Genomic DNA, 18,946 nt, shown 5'->3' with positions numbered 1-18,946 from the left:
GCGGCACGCCGCGCCGAAGCAGCGCGACGGCCTGCAATGAAAACCGTGACACTGCATCCTCAGGCGTCTGCGTGACAATGGCAGGAAACAGTTAAAACGAACTGACCGCACCAAGGCATTCCGGGCGCAGTGTTTGAGCAACCATACTAGACAGCCTACTGGTCGGCAGGCGTGCAATCGATATCGCGGCGCACCTCCCTCACCGCGGCGAAACCACAATCGCCGCGCGCCGATTCTGCGCCCGCCCTGCCGGCGTCTTGTTGTCTCCTACCGGATCGCGCTTCCCTTTCCCGACGATCGCGATCCGCTTCGCATCGAGTCCGACGTCGACCAGTTCGACAGCAACGACCTCGGCCCGCCGTCTCGACAACTCCAAATCGTAAGCAGCCTCCCCCTCGTCGTCCGAGTACCCATAAACCCGCACCCCGTTGATTCCCGCCGACTGCAACGTCCGCCCGATCCGCTCGACGATCCGCCTGACATCCGGCTTGAGGTTGTACCGATCGAAATCGAACAGAATCGGCCCGGTCGAACCGAACTCGAATCCCTGCCCGGTCTCCTGGAACCCGGCCGACTTCAGCGCCGTGACCTGCGTCTGCGTCAGCCCGCGATGAAGCGGCGGCGTCTTGCAGCCCCCCAGCAGCATGCCCAGCAGCAGCGCACTCCCGACGCACATCCGCCCCATGCTCACAGGAAACGAGTGGTTCATTTCGCATCCCCTTCTATCGCGCCCGCTCTGCAAGCGCTTCTTTTAACCGCCGCTGCGGCCTCGCCCGCAGCGCGAGTCGATCAACGTCACACCGGCCCTGCAACGCTCTCCGCCAACCGCCACGATCCCGGCCGCGCGCGCTTGGCGCGGTACATCGCGATATCCGCCGCGCGCAGCAAGCCGCTCGCGTCCGACGCGTGATCGGGATACAGCGCAATGCCAGCACTCATCATGGTGGCCACCACGCGGCCGTCGGACAGCTCGATCGACAGCGCCATGCCGGACAAAATCTCGTCGGCGATCCGGCACACGCTGCCCGCTTCGGGCACCGTCGCCAGCATCACCGCAAACTCGTCGCCGCCCAGGCGCGCGACGAGATCGGCCTCGCGCACCCGCGTGCGCAGCCGCGACGCGATGCCGATCAGCACCGCGTCCCCGGCGTCGTGGCCGAGACAATCGTTGATCTCCTTGAAGCGGTCGCAGTCGAGATAAAGAACGGCGACGCGCTGCCCCGTCAACGTCGCATCGCAAAGCGCAAGCGCGAGGCGCGACTCGAACTGCACGCGGTTGGGCAACCCGGTGAGCGCATCGTGCGTCGCCTTGTGTTCGAGCGACGCGTTCTCGTCGCGCAGCGTGTTCTGCCAGTCTTCGAATTCGTCGAGCAGCGCGTTGAAGTCGTCGCCGAGCTGGTTCAGTTCGTCGATCGCCGCGGGCTCGACGCGGCGCCCGAACGCACGCTCGCGCCGCACCGCGTGCGCGACGCCCGCCAGCGCGCGCAGCGGCGAAACGATGTCGTGCAGCAGACGCTTGGAGCTGACATACGCACCGAACACGCTGAAGGCGAGACAGCCGAGAATGCCGCCGACGCCCCCGAGCAGGAAGCCGAAGAACTGATGTCCTCGGCCGCGTACGACGACGTGGCCGACGATGATGCCGTCATGCATCACCGGGGCGGTAACCGGCCCGGGTAGCGCCACGGCGGCGACGGCGCGCTCGAGCCGCGCGATCCCGTTTCCGGCCGGCAACTGCCACGTCGCGAAGAGTTGTCCCTTGCTGTCGGTGACGACTACCTGCGTGACGTCCTCGTCGCCGGCGATCATCCCGATCGCCTCGTTCGCCGCGATGCGATCGCCGAACACGAGCGCCGCCTCGACGGTATAACCGAGCGAGCGCGCCAGCAGGTTCAGGTTGTTGCCGGCATAGGCTCGCAACGCGATCACGGCGACGACGATCAACGACACCGCGGCCATCGCGACGGCGACGAACGCGAGGCGCAGGTGCGCACGACGCAACACGCTTTGCAGCGTCGGGCGCGGCAGGCGCGAAGCGGAAACGGGGGGTGCGGACCGTGTCATGGCGTCACCGGCCGTCGTGCGAGATTGAGCACGTTCGGGTGCACGCGCACGCCGCTGCGCGCCACGGCGTCGAGATTGATGTCGAACGACACGTGTTCGCCGTCGACGTTGAGACAGAACATGCCGCCTGCGGTGCAGGACGGATCGTGCTCCGAGATCGTCAGGACCGGATGGCCCGCCACTGCCGACCTCACCCGCGTTCTCTCGCCTTCGCTCAGGGTGCCGAGATAGACGACGTCGCAGACCATGCCGAGCGCGGGATCGTCGAAGCGCACGCGCTGCACGTCGAGCAGCGTCGAGCCTGCCTGCAGCGTGTCGGTCAGGCCGCGTGCATAGTCGGGCCGGCCCGTCACGCACAGATGCAGGCGAACCGGCGTCGTCGGCCAGCGCGTGAAGCTGATGATGCCGAGCACGACCTGACGCACGGCCGTGTCGTGTGAAGAAATGGCGAGATCGCGGGAATCGGCGGGGCTCGTGGCGGCGGCGATGCGTACGGTGTCGGGCGTATCGTCGGCATCGGCGGGAACCCCGGCGAGCACGGCGGGTGCCGCACTCAAAACGCAAACGATTGCGAGAAACGCGTGGCGCAGCGAAGCGGTTCGGCCAAGGCGGCCGGACGCCGTCCGCGCGGCCATTGCCGCCGCGCCCGTTGGCGCCGCTGCAGTCGCAAAACTGGCAGCGGACGCGCTCACTTTCGCATCCATGACGGGAACATCCGCTGGCGTCGGTCCCGACGCTGCCTACTGCCTCCCTCCATGCGCGTGCAGGTACCGAATTAACGCGCATGATTCCTTCATCTTAGGTAGAAAGTCGCGTGGACAACCAGTGGGATACACCCGGGAGAAATCGTGGGAAGTATGGGGAATTGAGGCTATTTCGATGATTTGGGCGAGTGTGGCATCCATCGTTGGTTCAGTGCCAACGCCTGCGAATTGATCGGCGGATTGGATGCGCGGCCGTCTCAAACTTCATATGGTCTTACGTGGGGATATCAACCACAACGATCCTCGGCTCGGTGTGGGCTATCGACTACCTCGATTGATCTTGCTCGTCGTCCGCTCGACTGCCGATAACCGTTGTCACAGCCCCATGCCCTGTCGGACGGGCGAACGCGATATCACCGCGCCACCCCACCGCCGACAAATCAAACGGCGTTCCTCAACCGCTTTCCCGTCTACCTGAACACCTCATGCGCGATCGTCGGCGTCACGGCCGGGCTCGCCCTCCGATTTCGACGACAATGGCCGCTTGATCGCGGCGCGTCGTTCCGTGCCGCTGGATCGGACACGGAGCGCCCAGCGTCATGAAAGTCGAAAACTCGGAACTCGAAGCATTCGTCGCCGTCGCAGAGCTCGGCACGTTCCATCGCGCGGCGGAAAAGCTGAACCTGACCCAGCCCGGGCTGTCGCGCCGCATCCAGAAGCTCGAACAAACGCTCGGCGTCGAGTTGTTTCAGCGCACCACGCGCAGCGTGACGTTGACGGGCGTCGGCCGCCAGTTCCTGCCGATGGCGCGCGAGCAGATCGCGCAGCTCGGGATGATGCTGTCGTCGATCCAGGACATTGCGCAAAAGCGTTACGGCAAGGTGCGGCTTGCGTCGATCCCGACCGTCGTCGCGCAGGCGCTGCCCGACGTGCTGCGTCGCTACGCCGCGAAGTATCCGCACGTCGCCGTGCAGATTCTCGACGGCAATCATGACTTCGTGCTGTCGCAGGTGCGCGCGGGCATCGCCGAATTCGGCGTGAGCCTGCATCCCGGCGACGACGCCGATCTCCTGTTCGAACCGCTCTTCACCGACCGTTACGTGCTCGCAGCCCACGACGACGATCCGCTGGCGCGTGCGGACGCCGTCACGCTCGGGGAGTTGCGCCATGCGAAGCTGATCATCGGCGGTCGGGACAGCGGTAATCGCCTGCTGCTCGAAATGCTGATGGGTCAGGAAGCGGTACGAACACGCTGGTTCTACGAGGTCGAGCACATCTCGTGCGTTGCCGCATTGGTAGCGGCCGGGGTCGGTTGCGCGATCCTGCCCGAGAGCGCGCTGCAGGCGTACGGCTCGCCAGCGGTGCGCGCGGTACCGATCGCGAGCCCGACCATCGAGCGCACGGTCGGCATCGTGCGGCACCGCGCCATCTCGATGTCCAGCTTCGCGAGCGACCTCCATGCGCTGGTAAAGGCGTCGTTCGCGTAACGCCGCGCGGCGGCACAGCGGCACAGCAACGCGCATTGATGCCGGTTTCGCATGAATCGCGAGCCGATCGGCATTGGACATCCGAAAAATGGCTGGGGACGATGGCGGCGAACATGAACGACGGAAACGGCTAGCGCGCCGGCTCCGGACGACTTCTGGAGGAGCCACCATGCATTTCGACGTGATCCTGCGTCGCGGCGAATTGATCGACGGCACCGGAGCCGCTCGCTTCGAGGCCGATCTCGGCGTGACCGGCGAGCGCATCGCCGCCATCGGCGATCTGGGCGAGGCGACGGCCACGCACACGCTCGATGCGAGCGGCCTCGTCGTCGCGCCGGGCTTCATCGACAGCCACACGCACGACGACGCATTCGTGCTGACCGACCCCGACGTCGAGCCGAAGGTCGCCCAGGGCGTCACGACGGTGATCGCCGGCAATTGCGGCATCAGTCTCGCGCCGTTGCTCGCCGAACGCGACGTGCCGCAACCGCTCGACCTGCTGGGCGCCTGGCAGTCGTTCCGCTTCCCGTCCTTTCGCGCGTATCTCGACGCGCTCGACGCAACGCCCGCCGCCGTCAATACCGCGGCGCTGATCGGCCACTCGACGCTGCGCGTGCGGCACGTGGCCGATCTCGACCGCGCCGCCCATGCGGCCGAAATCGCGGCGATGGCGGCCGACGTGCGCGAAGCGATGGCGGCCGGTGCGTTCGGCGTCTCGTCGGGCACCTTCTACCCACCCGCCGCCGCCGCGACGACGGACGAACTGATCGACGTGTGCGCGCCGCTGCGCGAGACGGGCGGCGTGTTCGCGACGCACCTGCGCGACGAAACCGACGCGATCATCGCGTCACTCGACGAAGCGTTCTCGATCGGGCGCGCGCTCGACGTGCGCGTCGTGCTCTCGCATCACAAGGTGGCCGGCAAGGCCAATCATGGCCGCTCGGTCGAAACGCTCGCGCATGTCGACGCGCAGCGCACGCGACAACCGCTGTGTCTAGACTGCCATCCGTATCCGGCCACGTCGACGATGCTGCGCGCGGATCGCATTCGCCAGTCGTCGCGCGTGATCCTCGCGTGGTCGAAGCCGCATCCCGAACTCGCGGGCCGCGACTTCCATGAACTGCTGCCGCTGTTCGGCGATTCCGTCGACGCCGCGATCGACGCGCTGCGCCCCGCCGGCGCGATCTACTTCGTGATGGACGAGGCGGATGTCGAGCGCATCATCCGTCACGAACTGACGATGGTCGGCTCCGATGGCCTGCCCAACGACATGCGCCCGCACCCGCGCTTGTGGGGCACGTTCCCGCGCGTGCTCGGCGAATTCTCCCGCGAGCGCGGCCTGTTCCCGCTCGAAACCGCCGTGCGCAAGATGACGGGTCTCACCGCCGAGCAGTTCGGCATCGCGGGGCGCGGACGGCTCGCAGTCGGCCATTACGCCGATCTCGTCGTGTTCGACCCCGCCCGCGTGATCGATCGCGCGACGTTCGCGAGCCCGAAACTACGCCCCGAAGGCATCGAGCACGTGTTCGTCAACGGGCGGCCCGTGCTCGAACATGGCCGGCACACCGGCACGCGTCCCGGCCGGGCGCTGCGCCGCGGCATCTAGAACCGGCCGATCGACGGCGCGCGGTCGCGGTGTCGCGGCAGCCGCCGCGGAGTTCAACTGCACGGAGTCACCATGACGAATCCCAACGGTGCCGCCACGCCGCGCGGCATGCAAGCCGGCCCGCCCGCGCTCGCGGAAGCCGCCGCTCCCAGCCTCGACGCGCTGTATGCGCGCTTGAGCCGACGCATCATTCCGCTGATCCTGGTCTGCTATTTCTTCGGCTATCTCGACCGCGTCAACGTCGGCTTCGCGAAGCTGCAGATGGTGACGGACCTGCACCTCACGGACGCGGCCTACGGCGTCGGCGCGGGCCTGTTCTTCGTCGGCTACCTGCTGCTGCAGGTGCCGGCCGGCTGGCTCGTGCGGCGGATCGGCGTGAAGCGCTGTCTCGCCGGCTCGATGCTGACGTGGGGCGCCGTGTCGGTCGCCACGCTCGCGACCCGCGACACCGCGAGCTTCTACGCGCTGCGCTTCCTGCTCGGCGTGACCGAAGCGAGCTTCTTTCCGGCCGTGATCGCATACTTCAGCGTGTGGTTTCCGTCGCACCGGCTCGCGAAGGTCATGGCCTTCCTGTTTCTCGCGATGCCGCTCGGCGTGATCGTCGGCGGGCCGCTGTCGGGCTGGATCATGGACGCCACGCACGGCGGCTTCGGGCTGCGCGGCTGGCAGTGGATGTTCGTGATCGAAGGCCTGCCGGCCATCGTGCTCGGCCTGTACCTGCTCGTGCGTGTGACGGACCGGATCGACGATGCAACCTGGCTGACCGATACGGAAAAGCGGATGATTCACGCGGAGATGGCGCGGGAAGCAGCCGGCAAGCGCACCCACCTCCGCGCCGCGCTGCGCGAGCCGACCCTGTGGCTGCTGTTCGCGACGTCGTTCCTCTACAACGTCGGCAACTATGGGCTCGTGTTCTGGATGCCGACGATGATCAAGGCGCTCGGGTCGTCGAGCAACCTCGAAACCGGCTTGATCGGCGCCATCCCCTACCTGGTCGCGTCGGTCGCGATGGTCGCGAACGCGCAGCATTCGGTGCGGACCGGCGAGCGACGCTGGCATACGGCGCTGCCGGTCGCGATCGGCGGCGTCGCGCTGCTCGCGAGCCTCGGCATGCGCGCGCATCCCGTGCTCGCGGTCGCGTGCCTGACCGTCGGCGTGGCCGGCATCATGAGCACGCTCGCGATGTTCTGGAGCCTGCCGTCGCGAATTCTCGCGGGAGAAGCGGCTGCGGGCGGCGCCGGGCTCGTCAACATCGGCGCGGCCGTCGCCGGGTTCGTCGGCCCGACGCTGATGGGCTATGCCACCGGATTGACGGGCAGCACCGAGCCAGGCGTCGCGCTGCTCGCCTTCACGCTGTTCGCCGCGGCCGCGCTGATCCTGTCGATTCCGCGCCGGCTCATGGTGCGCACGTGAGCGCGGCGCCGTCGATGCGCAGCGCGCTGGCGTTGGCGGCCGGGGTGCGCACCGGGCGGGTGAGTGCGGAGTCGCTCGTACAGCGCGTGCTCGCCGACATCGCCGCGAGTGACAGCGCGATCAACGCGTGCGCACTCACCTTCGACGCGCGGGCACGGCGCGATGCGCGGCGCATCGACCGCCTCGTGCGGGACGGGCGCGACCCGGGCCCGCTGGCAGGCGTGCCGTTCCTCGTGAAGTGGAATATCGACGTGGCGGGTCATACGACGGTTGCCGGATCGCCGGCGCGCGCCGCGTTGCCGGCCGCCGTCGCCGATGCGCCGATCGTTGCGCGACTGTGCGCGGCCGGCGCGGTTCCCATCGGCGCGACGCAGATGGACGAACTCGCGTGCGGCGCCACCGGCGTGAATCCGCACTATGGCGCGGTGCATCTGCCGGCCGACCCGACGCGCATGACGGGCGGCTCGTCGAGCGGCTCGGCCGCCTCGGTCGCCGCCGGATACGTGCCGCTTGCGCTCGGCAGCGACACCAACGGCTCGATCCGCGCGCCGGCGGCGCTGTGCGGCGTGTGGGGGTTTCGCCCCGGCGACGGACGGCTGTCGCGGGCCGGCTGCCTGCCGTATGCCGACTCGCTCGATACCGTCGGCTGGTTCGCGAACGACATCGACGATCTTGCGGTGCCGTATGACACGCTGTGCGAAGCACATGTACCGTGCGCACAACCGGCTCGCGATCCGGCCGCCGCGCTTCGCGTCGCCGTGCTGACCGGCGATTTCGAAACGCATGCCGATGCGAATGCGCGCCGCGCGGTCCGGCGCGCAGCGGCGTGCCTGCGGGCGAGCGATGCCGTGCCCGTCGCCAGCGACGAAGTCGCGCTCGTGCGCGAAGCGGCGCTCGTGATCTCGAACGTGGAGCTCGCGCGCGCCCATCGCGGGTTGCTCGACGCCTCGACGGCGCTCGTCTCCGAACGCCTGCGCGCGCGCCTCGCGGCCGGCCTCGCGACGTCCGACGCCACGTATCGTCACGCGCTCGCCCGCCGTGCCGCCTGGCGCGCGCGCATCGAAGCACTGTTCGCGCACTACGACGTGCTGCTCGCGGCCGCGACGCCCTGTGCGGCACCGCGCTTCACCGACGCGACCGTCGACGTCAACGGCGTCGCGCTCGAACCCGCGAAGATGCTCGGCCTGCTGACCCAGCCGATCTCATTCGCGGGGCTGCCGGTCGTCAGCGCGCCGTGCTTCGCATCGGGCGAACTGCCGGTCGGCGTGCAGTTGATCGGTGCGCCCGGCGGCGACGCGGTGTGCTTCGATGCCGCGCGTCAGCTTTCTGCCGCGTGGCGCGACCTGCTCCGTTAGCGACGCGCCCCTTGGCGCCGCGCGCCGCCGCGAGTATGCTTGCAGCTCGAACACTGTCCAACCCGGGCGCGCGCACCGTACCGCGGGCAGGCGCCCCGCCAACCGTCATTCACCATCGATGGATTTCGACGTCATCGTTCTCGGCGCCGGCATCGTCGGCGTCTCCGCCGCGCTGCACCTGCAGGATCGCGGCCGCAAGGTTGCCCTCGTCGATCGCGGCGCGCCCGGCGAAGGCACGAGCTTCGGCAATGCGGGGCTGATCGAGCGCTCGTCGGTCGAACCGTATCCGTTCCCGCGCAGCCCGTTCACGCTGATGCGCTATGCGCTGAACCGCTCGACCGATCTCTACTGGCACAGTGCGTCGCTGCCCGCGTTCGCGCCGTGGCTCGCACGGTTCTGGTGGGAATCGGCGCCGCTGCGCCACGCGGCGGCTTCGCGCGACATGCTGCCGCTGATCGAACGCTGCATCGTCGAACACGACGCACTGATCGCGCGGGCCGGCGCCGGCGAACTGATCCGCGCGAGCGGCTGGCTGGAGGCGTTCCGCACGCCTGCTGCGTTCGAACGCGGCGTGGCCGAGGCCGGCCTCACCGCGCGCCGCCACGGGCTCGGCATCACGCCGCTCGACGCGGCGGCGCTGCTCGCGCACGAACCGAGCCTCGCGCCGGGCTTTTGCGGCGCGCTGCACTGGCTCGACCCGAAAAGCGTCATCGATCCGGCCGCGCTCGTCAAAGCGTATGCGCAACTGTTCGTGCAAGGCGGCGGCACGCTGCTGACGGGCGACGCCGCGAGCCTCGACGCGTTGTCGCCCGGCTGGCAGGTCCGGACCGACGACGGCCCGGCGGCCGCGCCGGCCGTCGTCGTCGCGCTCGGCCCGTGGTCCGATACCGTGTTCGGCAAGTTCGGCTACAAGATCCCGCTGCGCGAGAAGCGCGGCTATCACATGCACTACGCGCCGTCCGAACGTGGCGTGCCGTCGGCGCCGATCGTCGATCGAGAATACGGTTACGTGATCGCGCCGATGCGGCGCGGGCTGCGGCTGACGACGGGCGTCGAGATCGCGCGGCGCGGGCTTCCGCCGACGGGCGTGCAGCTCGAGCGCGCGGAACGCGTCGCGCGGCCGGTGTTCGGGTTCGGCGAGCGGCTCGACCCGCAGCCGTGGCTCGGCTTCCGGCCGTGCACGCCAGACATGCGCCCGGTGATCGGCCCCGCGCCCGCGCATCGCGGGCTGTGGTTCGCATTCGGGCACAACCATCACGGGTTGACGCTCGGCCCCGCCACCGGCCGGCTGCTGGCCGAGATGATGACCGGCGAGGCGCCGTTCACCGATCCGGCGCCGTATCGCGCGGATCGCTTCTGAGCGCGATACCGGCCGGCGCGCGCGCCCGAACGGCGTCGCACCCGCCGTCAGCGAAAGCGAAGCTGATCCCGCCCGAGCTGCGAAACGGCGGCGCAGCCCATCAGCCGCATATCCCGTTCGATCTCCGCCCGCATCAGCTGCAACGCGCGCTCGACGCCGGGCTGCCCTGCGGCGGCGAGCGGGAACAGGTAGTACCGCCCCAGGCCGACCGCCTTCGCACCCAGCGCCAGCGCTTTCAGTACGTGCGAACCCCGCTGCACGCCGCCGTCCATCATCACGTCGATCCGGTCGCCCACCGCGTCGACGATCTCGGCAAGCTGATCGAACGCGGCGCGCGAACCGTCCAGTTGCCGGCCGCCGTGGTTCGACAACACGATGCCGGTGCAGCCGATGTCCACCGCCCTGCGGGCGTCGTCGACCGACATCACGCCTTTCAGGCAAAACTGCCCGTTCCACTCCCGCACCATCGCGGCGACGTCGTCCCATGACATCGACGGATCGAGCATGTCCGTGAAGTAGCGGCTGATCGACATCGCGCCGCCGCCCATGTCGACGTGCCGGTCGAGTTGCGGCAAACGGAACCGCTCGTGGGTCAGATAGTTGAACGCCCAGGCCGGCTTCAACGCGAACTCGGTCAGCCCCGCGAGCGTCAGCCGGAACGGAATCGAGAAGCCGGTGCGCTTGTCGCGCTCGCGATTGCCGCCGGTGATGCTGTCCACCGTCAGCATCATCACGTTCACGCCGGCCTGCCTCGAGCGGTTCATCATCTCGCGGTTGAGGCCGCGATCCTTGTGAAAGTAGAACTGGTACACCTGCGGGCCCTGGCTGATCGCACGGGCTTCCTCCAGGCTCACGGTGCCGAGCGACGACACTCCGAACATCGTGTCGAACTTCGCGGCCGCGGCGGCGACCGCGCGCTCACCGTCATGATGAAACAGGCGTTGCAGCGCCGTCGGCGAACAATAAACCGGCATGCCGAGCTTCTGCCCCATGACCGTCACCGACAGGTCGACATCGCGCACGCCGCGCAATACGTTCGGCACCAGATCGCAGTGCTCGAACGCGCTCGTGTTGCGTCGATACGTGGCTTCATCGTCGGCCGCGCCGTCGATGTAATTGAAGATCGGTCCCGGCAACCGCCGTCTGGCCAGCTCACGGAAGTCGTGGAAATTGTGGCAATCGTTCACGCGCATTCGTCACACTCCATTCGGCGCGCGAGCGGCGTGCCGGTGGGCCGGCGCGCGGCGCTCGCATCGCAGCGTTCGTTCGGTCCCGGCGGCCGGCGTCCTCGTGCGGGACGGAGGCCGCGTCGCCAGCCGGAAGGGGGCGCATCGCGCCCGCCGCTTCCGAATCTGCAGGGAATCGACGCGCGCACTCAGTCGAGCGCGCGGCCGAAGATGCGGATCACTTCGTCGAGATGCTCGGCCATCGCGCGGCGCGCGGCGTCGGGGTCGCGCGCGCGGATCGCGTCGAGGATCGCGCGATGCTCGCGCTCCGAGCGGTGCGGCATGTCGTTCGGCATGTACAGCGACTGCAGCCGCTGGAACATCGGGTCGTACTTGTGCGCGAGCAACTGCTTGATCATCAGCGCATACGCCGGATTGTCGCTCGCTTCCGCGATGCGGATATGGAAGAGCCGGTCGCCCGGGTGCGTGAGCGAGCCGCTGCGGTTGTCGTCCTGATTGCGCAGGAACGCTTCGTGAATGCCTTCGATCTGCGCGTCCGAGCCGTGCTGCGCGGCCAGCGACGCGGCTTCCGGCTCGATCAGCCGGCGTGCCTGCAGCAGCGCGAACGGCGGGATTTCCGTGTCGAGATCGAGCGCGATGCCGAGCTCCGGATCGATCTCGACGATCGAGAACGGCGCAACCGTTACCGTCGCATCGGGCGCCGGCGCGGGTTCGGGCGCGGCGGCCGTTTCGGGATGGCGCACCTTCACGCCGTCGCCGACGCGCACGCTGACGAGCCCGTTCACTTCGAGCGCGATCAGCGCCTCGCGCACCGACGTGCGCGACACGCCGAACCGTTCGGCGAGTTCGCGCTCGGGCGGCAGATAGCTGCCCGGCGGGAAATCGCCGGACTCGATCATCGCACTGAGCTTGTCGGCGATCTGCTGGTAGAGGCGGCGGTTCTGAATCGGCTGGATGGACATACGTTGACGCTGGTAATCGGTTTCGTTCCGGACGGCCCGACGAATCGGCAGACCGTTCGCGCCTATTTTATATGCCGCGCTTCACGTCGCCCGGCACCGCGTAGCAACGCGCGGCCGTGCCACCCCACAGCGCGCCGCGTTCGGCCGCAGACAGCCGCGATTCGGCCCAGCGCTCGACCAGCGACGCCACTTCGTCGTACGACGCTGCGAGCAGGCACACGGGCCAGTCCGATCCGAACATCAGCCGCTGCGGGCCGAACGCGTCGAGCGCCGCGTCGAGGCACTGCTCGATGTGCCGGATGTCCGGCCCGCGCAGGCCGCGCCGCCAGTCGGCTTCGGTCACGAGCCCCGACAGCTTGCACGCGACGTGCGGCAGCGCGCCGAGTTCGCGCAGCGACGCGCGCCAGCGTGCGAGCGCCGTGTCGTCGCGTTCGAATTCGGCGAGCGCCGGCTTGCCGACGTGGTCGAGCACGAGCCAGTGCGCGTCGTGCCGCGCGCAAAACGCACGCACGTCAGGCAACTGGCGCTCGAATACGAGCACGTCGTACACGTAGCCGTTCGCCTGCAGCCACGCGACGCCGCGATTGAAGCCGGGATCGGCGACGAACGCGCCGACGTCGGCTTCGTCCTGCACCTGATGACGGAAACCGCGCAGCTTCGGGCTGCGCCACTCGGCGACACGGTCGGCCAGCGCCGGCGCACCGAGATCCTCCCAGCCGACCACCGCCGCGATGCGCGCATCGTCGCGCGCCAGATCGAGCAGGAACGCCGTCTCGTCGCGGCCGGCGCGCGCCTGCACCGCGATCGATGCGCCGAGCGCCTGCGCATGCATCTGCGGCCACAGCGCGTCGGGCAGGTAGTCGCGTGCGAGCACGCCCATGTCCGGTCCGATCCATGGATAGTCGGCCGCGCGATAACGCCAGAAGTGCTGATGCGAATCGATACGCACTGCGCCCATGATGCCCTCGTGTTCGATCGTCGCGGCGGCGGCCGCCATCGCCGCCCCGCCATTCCGCCACGTTCAGTCGTACAACACCGCCGCGATCTTCGGATCGTCGATATTGGTCTTGTCGTACCAGTAGAAGCCGGTATCGATGACCTTCGGCAGCTTCTCGCCCTTGATCGCCTTCACGGCCGCCTCGACCGTCTTGTAGCCGATCCCGATCGGGTTCTGCGTGATCGCGCCGGCCATCAGCCCGCTGCGGATCGCGTCCTTCTGCTGCTTGCCGGAATCGTAGCCGACGATCACGACCTTGCGCTTCATCTCACGCACGCCGTTGACCACGCCGATCGCCGAGCCTTCGTTGGTGCCGAACAGCCCCTTGAGCTTGGGATACGCCTGCAGGATCGACTTCGTCACTTCGGTCGATTTCAGTTGATCGCCTTCGCCGTACTGCACGGTCACGACCTGCACCTTCGGGTGCGCCGACTTCATTCGTTCGAGGAAGCCGTCGCGGCGGTCGATGCCGGTGCGGCTCGTCTGGTCGTGCGCGACCACGGCCACCTGCCCTTCGTCGCCGATCAGCGCGGCAAGCTTGTCGGCGGCGAGCGCAGCGGCCGCCTTGTTGTTGGTCGCGGCCGTCGTCACCGGAATGTCGCTGTCCACCCCCGAGTCGAACGCGATCACCGGAATCTTCTCGGCCTGCGCCTTCTTCAGCAGCGGCAGCGCGGCCTTGCTGTCGAGCGCCGCGAAGCCGAGCGCGGCCGGCTTCTTCGCGATCGCGGCGGACAGCATGTCGATCTGCTTGTCGACCATCGCCTCGGTTTCGGGCCCTTCGAACGTCACCTTCACCTTGTAGTCCTTCGCGGCCTGCGTCGCGCCCGATTTCACGGCCTGCCAGAACTGATGCTGGAAGCCCTTCGAGATCAGCGGGATATAGGTTTCCTGCGCCTGCGCGCCGGCCGTGACGCCGACGGCGAACGTCAGCCCGACGATCGCGTTCAACACCTTGCTCCTGATCACTTCGCGTCTCCTTGGTTGGTATCGACTGAAATGCCGGCCCGGCCGGCGGTGAAGCCCATGCGTGTCGGCGCGTCAGCGGCGGCGCCGGCGCAGGATGTCCACATAGACGGCGAGGATGATGATCACGCCCGTCACGACCGTCTGCCATTCCTGCGCGACCGACATGATGCGCAGGCCGTTGGTCAGCACGCTCATGATGAACGCGCCGATGATGGTGCCGACGATGCTGCCCGCGCCGCCGGACAGCGACGTGCCGCCGATCACGACGGCCGCGATCGCATCTAGCTCGTAGCCCTGCCCGAGCGCCGGCTGCGCGGAGTTCAGCCGCGACGCGATCAGCAGGCCGGCGATCCCGCACACCGCGCCGCTGAACGTGTAGACGGCGATCTTCCACGCGTCGACGTTCACGCCGGATAGCCGCAGCGCTTCCTCGTTGCTGCCGAGCGCGAACGTGTAGCGGCCGAAGATGGTGCGGTTCAGCACGATCGACGCGCCGATCGCGACGAGGAACAGGATCAGCACCGCGTTCGGGATCGGCAGCGCGGGGATCAGGTTGCCGATCAGCGAATCCTGCGCGATCGACGTGAAGCCCGGCGTGTCGTTGAAGTAGATCGGCCGCGTGCCCGAGATCACGAGCGACAGCCCCTTGAGCAGCATCATCATGCCGAGCGTCGCGATGAACGGCGGCACCTTCATCTTCGCGATCACGAAGCCCGATACGCAGCCCGACAGCGCGCCGAAGCACAATGCGGCCAGGATCCCGAGCGGCAGCGGCATCCCCCATTTCGTCAGCACGACGCCGGCCATCACCGCGCAGAACGTCATCAGCGTGCCGACCGACAGGTCGATGCCGGACGTGATGATCACGTACGTACAGGCGACGGCCAGCACGCCGTTTACGGCGGTCGCCTGCAGGATCGACACGAGATTGTCGACTTCGAGGAAGTTCGACGACGCGAAGCTGAAGCACACGATCAGCAGCACGAGGCTCGCGAACGCGAGCAGCTTCTGCCGCGCGGCCGGATTGAAGAAGCGCGATTTCAGGCGCGATGCGGCGGCCGGCGTGTCGCCGGTGGCAAGGGGCGGAACGGGATGCGTATCGTTGGACATGATCGGGTAGGCGTCTGAATCGGGACAATCGAGGCAATCAGGGCAACACGGTCGACTCGCGCTGCGTCGCGAGCTGCATGATCCTTTCCTGCGTGGCGTCGGCCGCGCGCAATTCGCCGGTCACGCGGCCTTCGCACATCACGAGAATCCGGTGGCTCATGCGCAGCACCTCGGGCAGCTCCGACGAGATCATCACGATCGCCTTGCCGTCGGCGGCGAGCGCATCGAGCAGCTTGTAGATCTCGCTTTTCGCGCCGACGTCGATGCCGCGCGTCGGCTCGTCGAAGAACAGGATGTCGCAGTCGCGCAGCAGCCACTTCGCGATCACGATCTTCTGCTGGTTGCCGCCCGACAGCAGCCGCGCGGGCTGCGCGACCGACGGCGTGCGGATCGCGAGCTGCCGCACGTACGACTGCGCGGCCTCGCGCATCCCGCGCGCATCGAGGAACATGCCGCGGCGCACGAAGCGGCGCATGCTCGACAGCGCGATGTTGTTCTGCACGTCCATCCCGACCGCGAGCCCGAAGTGCTTGCGATCCTCGGACAGATAGCCGATGCCGGCCTTCACCGCGTCGGCGGGCGTGCGGATCGTCACGGTCCTGCCGTGCACGCGGATCTCGCCGGCATCGACCGGGTCCGCGCCGAACACCGCGCGCGCGACCTCGGTGCGACCCGCGCCCATCAGCCCGGCGAAGCCGAGGATCTCGCCGCGCCGCAGCGTGAAGCCGACGTCGCGGATCGCGCGGCCGCGCGACAGCCCGCGCACTTCGAGCGCGATATCGTTCGCGGACGTATCGGGCGGCGTGCGGGTGTCCGTATCGAGCTGGCGGCCGACCATCATCGAAATGATCGACTCCATCGACGTCTGCGCCATCGGCACGGTCGCGACGTACTTGCCGTCGCGCATCACGGTCACGCGATCGGCGATCTGGCGCAGCTCGTCCATCTTGTGCGAGATGTAGACGATGCCAACCCCGTTCGCGCGCAGGTCGCGAATGATGCGGAACAGTTCGGCGATCTCCGCGTTGTTCAGCGCGGCGGTCGGCTCGTCCATGATCAGCACGCGCGAGTCGAACGACAGCGCCTTCGCGATCTCGACCATCTGCTGCTTCGCGACCGTCAGCCTGCCCACGGGCGTGCGCGGATCGAGATCGAGCCGCATCCGCTGGAAAATCGCGGCCGCGTCGCGGTTCAGCCGGTCTTCGTCGACGAACACGCCGAAGCGCCCGCGCGGCTCGCGGCCGATGAAGATGTTCTGCGCGACGCTCAGGTGGTTCATCAGGTTCAGTTCCTGATGGATGATGCCGATGCCGAGCGCCTGTGCGGCACGCGGATCGGCGATCTCGACCGGGCGGCCGTCCATCCGGATTTCGCCGGCATCGCGCTGATACACGCCCGCGAGAATCTTCATCAGCGTCGACTTGCCGGCGCCGTTCTCGCCCATCAGCGCATGCACTTCGCCCGCGCGCAGGTCGAAACGGCAATCGTCGAGCGCCTGCACGCCCGGAAAGCGCTTGCCGATGCCGGTCAGCGCGATCAGCGGCGGCGCGGCGTTCGGGTTCGGGTCGGGTTGCATGAATCGCGGCCCTCAGCTGATCGCGCGATCGAGATGCGTATAGCCGCCGTCGACGAACAGCCACTGGCCCGTCGTGTGCGACGCGCGATCCGACAGCAGGAACACGACCGTGTCGGCGATCTCGTCGGCCGTCGTGAAGCGCCGGCCGAGCGGCACCTTGCCCGCGATGCCGGCGAGCTTCGCGTCCGGATCGTCGAAACCCGCCAGCCAGTTCCGGTACAGCGGCGTCATCACTTCGGCGGGGATAACCGCGTTCACGCGCACGCCGTCGTCGCGCAACGCGACGGCCCATTCGCGCGTCAGCGCGAGCTGCCCACCTTTCGACGCGCAATAGCCGCTCGTGTTGCCCTGCCCGGTCACGGCCGTCTTCGACGAGATGTTGACGATCGCGCCGCGCGCCGCCCTCAGGTGCGGCACGCAGTAGTGCGCCATCACGTAGTAGTGGATCAGGTTGCGCTCGAGCGACGCGACGAACGCGTCGCGCCCGGCGTCGAGCCCGATGCTGTCGTTGATGCCCGCGTTGTTGACGAGGCCGTCGATGCGGCCGAAACGCGCGATGGTCTGCGCAACGGCGTCGCGGCACTGCGCGTCGTCCTGCAGCTCGACGCTCACGCACGCGGCGCGCGGCTGTTTCTGCTCGAGTGCGCGCCAGAACGCATCGTCGGGCGCGTGCCGCGCGAATACCACCGGGATCGCACCTTCGTCGGCCAGCCGCATCGAGATCGCGGCGCCGATGCCCGACGCGCCGCCGGTCACGATCACGACCTTGTCTTGCAGATTCAAATCCACTTCGCGTCTCCGTCGTTCATGTTGTCGCCGCGCACGACACGCGCGGTGCGCCGTCGTGCGTTGCCATGCGTCAGCCGCGGAACCGGTACTGCTCCAGCGATTCGGGCTTCATCTCGATCGAGAAGCCGGGCGCCGTCGGCGGCATGTACGCCGCGCCGCGCACCACGCACGGTTCGACGAAATGCTCGTGCAGGTGATCGACGTACTCGGTCACGCGCCCTTCCTTCGTACCGGAAATACACACATAATCGATCATCGACAGGTGCTGCACGTATTCGCACAGCCCGACGCCGCCCGCGTGCGGGCACACCGGCAGCCCGTACTTCGCGGCCATCAGCATCACCGCGAGAATCTCGTTCACGCCGCCGAGCCGGCACGCGTCGATCTGCACGACGTCGATCGCGCCGCGCGCGATGAACTGCTTGAACAGCACGCGGTTCTGGCACATCTCGCCGGTCGCGACCTGCACCGGCGCAATCGCCTTGCGGATCTTGCGATGCCCTTCGACGTCGTCGGGGCTCGTCGGCTCCTCGATGAACCACGGCCGCGCGAATGCGAGCTCGCGCACCCAGTCGATCGCCTCGTCGACTTCCCACACCTGGTTCGCGTCGATCATCAGCTTGCGGTCGGGGCCGATCACCTCGCGCGCGATCGTCACGCGGCGGATGTCGTCCTCGAGGTTCGCGCCGACTTTCAGTTTCACGTACTCGAACCCTTCTTCCACCGCCTCGCGGCACAGCCGGCGCAGCTTGTCGTCGCTGTAGCCGAGCCAGCCCGCCGACGTCGTGTAGCACGGGTAGCCGTCGCGCTCCAGCGCGGCGATCCGCGCGGGCTTGCCGGGCGCCTGCCGGCGCAGCAGGTCGAGCGCTTCGTCCGGGCTCAGGCAGTCGGTCAGGTAGCGGAAGTCGATCGCCCGCACCAGTTCCTCCGGGCTCATGTCGGCGACAAGCCGCCATAGCGGCTTGCCGACGGCCTTCGCCCACAAATCCCACACTGCATTGACGACGGCGCCCGTCGCCAGGTGGATCGCCCCCTTGTCGGGGCCGATCCAGCGCAACTGGCTGTCCGACGTGACGTGCCGCCAGAACCGGCCCATGTCCTCGCGGATCCAGTCGAGGTCGAGGCCGACGACGAGATGGCGCATCGCATCGATCGCCGCGCAGCAGATTTCGTTGCCGCGCCCGATGGTGAACGTGAGCCCGTGACCTTCGAGGCCGTCGCGGTCGGTTTCGAGCACGACGTAGGCCGCCGAATAATCGGGGTCCGGATTCATCGCGTCGGAGCCGTCGAGCTGGCGCGAGGTCGGAAAGCGCACGTCGAGGACGCGCATCGATCGAATGATAGGCATGACGAACCGTCCGTTGAAGGAA

16 protein-coding genes are annotated in these 18,946 nt (G+C 68.2%); 5 read left to right on the top strand and 11 right to left on the bottom strand.

The features are described 5' to 3' along the window. Nucleotides 1-199: 199 nt before the first annotated feature. The 3 genes from WS61_RS19025 to WS61_RS19015 form a co-directional block, all read right to left on the bottom strand. A complete protein-coding gene (locus WS61_RS19025; protein WP_059502388.1) occupies nucleotides 200-709 on the bottom strand; it encodes an OmpA family protein in 510 nt (169 codons plus the stop codon). An 86-nt stretch (nucleotides 710-795) separates the two neighbouring features. Continuing rightward, the gene (locus tag WS61_RS19020) at nucleotides 796-2,064 is read right to left on the bottom strand and encodes a diguanylate cyclase domain-containing protein (RefSeq protein ID WP_059502386.1); all 1,269 of its coding nucleotides are present in this window, start codon (nucleotides 2,062-2,064) and stop codon (nucleotides 796-798) included. After that, on the bottom strand, nucleotides 2,061-2,768 hold the full coding sequence (locus WS61_RS19015) for a YfiR family protein (protein ID WP_059502384.1): 708 nt from the start codon (nucleotides 2,766-2,768) through the stop codon (nucleotides 2,061-2,063). Before WS61_RS19015 ends, WS61_RS19020 begins: the two co-directional genes overlap by 4 nt. Before the next feature lie 599 nt (nucleotides 2,769-3,367). On the opposite strand from WS61_RS19015, the gene WS61_RS19010 reads away from it, so the two are divergent. The 5 genes from WS61_RS19010 to WS61_RS18990 all read left to right on the top strand — a co-directional run bounded on the left by WS61_RS19010 (nucleotide 3,368) and on the right by WS61_RS18990 (nucleotide 9,989). Then, nucleotides 3,368-4,255 (top strand): LysR family transcriptional regulator, encoded by an 888-nt coding sequence (locus WS61_RS19010; RefSeq protein WP_059502382.1) that lies wholly within the window; start codon nucleotides 3,368-3,370, stop codon nucleotides 4,253-4,255. Nucleotides 4,256-4,424: 169 nt separating this feature from the next. Beyond that, nucleotides 4,425-5,861, top strand: coding sequence for an amidohydrolase family protein (locus WS61_RS19005; protein ID WP_059502379.1), 1,437 nt, complete (start codon nucleotides 4,425-4,427; stop codon nucleotides 5,859-5,861). Between the two features lie 72 nt (nucleotides 5,862-5,933). Continuing rightward, the gene (locus tag WS61_RS19000; RefSeq protein WP_082751505.1) at nucleotides 5,934-7,274 is read left to right on the top strand and encodes an MFS transporter; all 1,341 of its coding nucleotides are present in this window, start codon (nucleotides 5,934-5,936) and stop codon (nucleotides 7,272-7,274) included. Nucleotides 7,275-7,288: 14 nt separating this feature from the next. Continuing rightward, the gene (locus WS61_RS18995; RefSeq protein ID WP_059502761.1) at nucleotides 7,289-8,629 is read left to right on the top strand and encodes an amidase family protein; all 1,341 of its coding nucleotides are present in this window, start codon (nucleotides 7,289-7,291) and stop codon (nucleotides 8,627-8,629) included. 118 nt (nucleotides 8,630-8,747) lie between these two features. Further along, nucleotides 8,748-9,989, top strand: a complete 1,242-nt coding sequence (locus tag WS61_RS18990) for an FAD-binding oxidoreductase (RefSeq protein WP_059502377.1) — start codon at nucleotides 8,748-8,750, stop codon at nucleotides 9,987-9,989. A gap of 47 nt (nucleotides 9,990-10,036) precedes the next feature. Here WS61_RS18990 and WS61_RS18985 read toward each other — a convergent pair whose 3' ends face one another. The 8 genes from WS61_RS18985 to WS61_RS18950 all read right to left on the bottom strand — a co-directional run bounded on the left by WS61_RS18985 (nucleotide 10,037) and on the right by WS61_RS18950 (nucleotide 18,924). Continuing rightward, entirely contained in the window at nucleotides 10,037-11,182 is a 1,146-nt protein-coding gene (locus tag WS61_RS18985; RefSeq protein ID WP_059502375.1) for an alpha-hydroxy acid oxidase, read from the bottom strand. Between the two features lie 182 nt (nucleotides 11,183-11,364). Then, a complete protein-coding gene (locus WS61_RS18980) occupies nucleotides 11,365-12,138 on the bottom strand; it encodes a FadR/GntR family transcriptional regulator (protein WP_059502374.1) in 774 nt (257 codons plus the stop codon). 67 nt (nucleotides 12,139-12,205) lie between these two features. After that, a complete protein-coding gene (locus WS61_RS18975; RefSeq protein ID WP_059502758.1) occupies nucleotides 12,206-13,096 on the bottom strand; it encodes an amidohydrolase in 891 nt (296 codons plus the stop codon). Between the two features lie 63 nt (nucleotides 13,097-13,159). After that, complete coding sequence (locus tag WS61_RS18970; protein ID WP_059502372.1) at nucleotides 13,160-14,101, bottom strand: ABC transporter substrate-binding protein; 942 nt, start codon at nucleotides 14,099-14,101, stop codon at nucleotides 13,160-13,162. 72 nt (nucleotides 14,102-14,173) lie between these two features. Then, entirely contained in the window at nucleotides 14,174-15,211 is a 1,038-nt protein-coding gene (locus WS61_RS18965; RefSeq protein WP_059502369.1) for an ABC transporter permease, read from the bottom strand. Nucleotides 15,212-15,248: 37 nt separating this feature from the next. Then, nucleotides 15,249-16,787, bottom strand: coding sequence for a sugar ABC transporter ATP-binding protein (locus WS61_RS18960; protein WP_059502368.1), 1,539 nt, complete (start codon nucleotides 16,785-16,787; stop codon nucleotides 15,249-15,251). A 12-nt stretch (nucleotides 16,788-16,799) separates the two neighbouring features. Further along, nucleotides 16,800-17,576, bottom strand: a complete 777-nt coding sequence (locus WS61_RS18955) for an SDR family oxidoreductase (protein WP_059502366.1) — start codon at nucleotides 17,574-17,576, stop codon at nucleotides 16,800-16,802. A 70-nt stretch (nucleotides 17,577-17,646) separates the two neighbouring features. Continuing rightward, entirely contained in the window at nucleotides 17,647-18,924 is a 1,278-nt protein-coding gene (locus tag WS61_RS18950; RefSeq protein ID WP_059502364.1) for an L-fuconate dehydratase, read from the bottom strand. Nucleotides 18,925-18,946: the final 22 nt, after the last annotated feature.

The sequence above is a fragment of the Burkholderia sp. ABCPW 11 genome (assembly GCF_001523445.1).
Taxonomy (GTDB): domain Bacteria; phylum Pseudomonadota; class Gammaproteobacteria; order Burkholderiales; family Burkholderiaceae; genus Burkholderia.
This window is presented reverse-complemented; position numbering and strand designations above follow the sequence as displayed.